This window comes from Streptomyces purpurogeneiscleroticus, assembly GCF_020024005.1.
GTDB lineage: Bacteria > Actinomycetota > Actinomycetes > Streptomycetales > Streptomycetaceae > Streptomyces > Streptomyces purpurogeneiscleroticus.
Map to the genome: position 1 here is coordinate 1 of NZ_NHSG01000263.1, position 2,822 is coordinate 2,822.

The following is a 2,822-nucleotide window of genomic DNA, read 5'->3' on the forward strand; positions in this document are numbered from 1 at the left end:
CACCGCACCCAGCACCGCCCCCGCCGTCACCCCCCGCTGCACCAGCCACGGGGCCCCGGCCAGGACGAGGACGAGCGGCAGCCAGCCGCCGACGGCCAGCGACGCGGTCCGCACGGCCGTCATCCGCGCCAGCGCCCGGGTGGCCCGCGCCGCCGCGTCGATCCGCTCGCCCGCCCGCTCCCGTACGACGTCCTCCCCGCCGCACGCCACCACGTCCCGCAGCCCTCCGGTCACCTGGCTCGCGGTCTCGGCGACGCGCTCGTCGGCCAGCATCACGTCCCGCTGGCGCGCGGCCATCGCCCGCAGCGCCGCGACGAAGAGCCCCAGCCCCACGAGGAGGGGCGGCAGCACGAACAGCAGGAGGGCGGGGTCCAGGGCGGCCAGGCCGAGCAGCGCCCCCACCGCGGAGGCGAGGAAACTCTGTACGAACATCACGACCGCGCCGTACGCCTCCCGGGCGATCTCCACCTGCTCGGTCAGCCGTGCCACGCCGCCGGTGTCGCTCGGCCGGCCGGCGCCGGCCGACCGGTGCAGCGTGCCGGACGTCACCAGGGTGACCAGCTCGTCCCGGAGCGGTTCGACGACCGCCGCGAGCCCCAGCGTCGCGTGCCGCGTCGCCCACGCCCCGATCCCCACCGCGACCGCCAGCACCCCCAGCCAGGCGAAGCCCGTACCGGCCCGGCCGGCGAGGAAGCCTTCGTCCACGGCGCGGGCGATCACCCACCCGGTCAGGAACGCCGGGACGGCCTGCACCAGCGACCACCCCGCGAGCCGTACGAACTCCCCGCGCCGCCGGCGCAGCGAGGACCGCAGCAGCCCCGCGGCCGGGCCCGTCACGCCACGTCCCCGGCGCTCGCGGCGGCCTCCGCGCCGGTGCCCGCACCGTCCGGCTGGAACGCGGCCCGGTACGCCGGCTGCGACCAGAGTTCGCGGTGGGTGCCCTGCCCGCGGACGCCGCCGCCGTCCAGCCAGACGACACGGTCGGCCCGCGCCGCGGTCGACGCCCGGTGGGTCACGACGAGCCGGGTACGCCCCGCCAGCGCGCCGGTCAGGACCTGGCTGATGTGGTGCTCGGTCACGGTGTCGAGGCTCGCGGCGACATCGTCCAGCACCAGCACCCGCCCGGCCTGGGCGAACGCCCGTGCCAGCCCGACCCGCTGCGCCTCACCGCCGGAGACCGGGGCGTCGGCCGGCCGGGTCCCGTACCCCTGGGGCAGCCGCCTGATGAAGCCGTCGGCCCGCGCCGCCGCGGCCGCCCGCACCACCTCGCCGTCAGCGGCCGGCCGCGGCCCGAAGCCGATCGCGTCGGCGAACGTCTCGCCGAGCAGCACCGGACGCTCGAAGCCGTACGCCACCGCCTCGCGCAGCGCCGGCCTGCCGAGCTGACGCAGCGGCACGCCGTCCAGCAGCACCTCGCCCTCGTCCGGGTCGGTGAGCCGCCCGGCCAGCGCGGCCAGTACGGACTTGCCGGACCCGGACCGGCCCACGACCGCGACCAGGGCCCCGCCGGGGACGGTCAGCCGCAGATCCTCCAGTACGGTGCCGCCGCTCGGCCCCCGTACGGTGACGCCCCGGAACTCCAGCGTCCCGGGGCCGTCGGGCAGGCGCGCCCCGCCGTACGCCACCGGGGGCTCCGCGAGCACCTCGGCGACCCGGCCCGCCGTCGCCCGGGCCAGCGCGAGCCGGCTCGCCGACGACACCAGCGAGCTGATGCCGGTGGCCAGTACGACGTACTCGCCGGCCGCGAGGACCTGGCCGGGGGAGATGCGGCCGTGCGCGAGCTGCAGACCGGCGACCGCGAGAACGGCGACTTCCAGCAGCGGGATGACCAGCGCCTCCCGCCCCGACACCCGCGCGAGGACCCGCCACATGCCGGCCCCGTGCCGGTGCAGCTCCGGCAGCGGGCCGAGGACGCGGCCCACCTCGCGGTCCACGGTGCCGGCCGCGGCGATGGTACGGATCCCGGCCAGCGCATCGACGAGCCGGGCGGCCACCCGGCCCTGCGCCTCGTAGTAGCGCTCGTTGATGTCGGAGGCATCGCGAATGAACGTACGCACCAGGGAAAGCACGACGGGCAGCCCCACCAGGAAGGTGAGGCACAGCCAGGGGTCGATGAGGGCCAGCGCGACGATCGCGCCCACCGGAGGCACCAGATCCACCACGGCCCACACCAGGGTCGACGCCACCTGCCCGGTCCGCGCGGAATTGCCGACCAGCCGGCCGACCAGGTCCCCGGCCGTGAAGCGGCGCGTGGCGCGAATGCCCAAGTCCAGTACGTGCCGCAGGAGGGTGTGGCGGAGCCACGCGGTCGAACGCGCCTCGGCCAGCTTTCCCACCAGGTCGTCCAGCAGGTCGCACGCCATCAGGACGACGATCGCCGCGATGCTGAGGGCCAGCCAGACGGCGGTGTCCCCGTCGGCGAGCACGGCGTCGACGGTGCGGCCCATGAGGGCGGGCAGCACGGTGTACACACCGGCGAGCAGCAGTGAGGTGGCCATCATGGCGGGCACCCAGGGCCCGCCCCGCCGCGCTGCCGCCAGCAGCAGCCGGTCCGCGGCGCGTCGGTCCATGCCTTCTCCCTGTGTCTCCCCGTCCGCACACGAAGGGGCGGGGACGCCGTGCACGTCCTCGCCCCTGATTGCCTTCAGCAGAGCAGCAGACTCAGCTGGCTGGTGCCGCCGCAGTACTTGCTGGCGCCACTCCTACGCGGCTTGCCACCGTGGTGAGCGGTTTCCATGCCTTGCAGATCCAGGATCGTCATGTTGTTTCACCTCCGCACTTCTTCTCCATGGGGACGGGGTCGGAATGGCTCGGGGGCCCGG

General features: G+C 75.9%; 3 protein-coding genes. All 3 read right to left on the reverse strand.

The features are described 5' to 3' along the window. Positions 1-837, reverse strand: an 837-nt coding sequence (locus CCS38_RS17050) for an ABC transporter transmembrane domain-containing protein (RefSeq protein ID WP_308050807.1), incomplete at its 3' end; no start/stop codon positions are given. Next, complete coding sequence (locus tag CCS38_RS17055; protein ID WP_223734131.1) at positions 834-2,570, reverse strand: ABC transporter ATP-binding protein; 1,737 nt, start codon at positions 2,568-2,570, stop codon at positions 834-836. The genes CCS38_RS17050 and CCS38_RS17055, both read right to left, overlap by 4 nt. A 74-nt stretch (positions 2,571-2,644) precedes the next feature. Continuing rightward, the gene (locus CCS38_RS17060) at positions 2,645-2,761 is read right to left on the reverse strand and encodes a SapB/AmfS family lanthipeptide (RefSeq protein WP_223734132.1); all 117 of its coding nucleotides are present in this window, start codon (positions 2,759-2,761) and stop codon (positions 2,645-2,647) included. Positions 2,762-2,822 lie beyond the last annotated feature (61 nt).

Coding starts and splice junctions, on each gene's coding strand:
- CCS38_RS17055 (WP_223734131.1), bottom strand. CDS start 2,570: ATGGACCGACGCGCCGCGGACCGGCTGCTGCTGGCGGCAGCGCGGCGG.
- CCS38_RS17060 (WP_223734132.1), bottom strand. CDS start 2,761: ATGACGATCCTGGATCTGCAAGGCATGGAAACCGCTCACCACGGTGGC.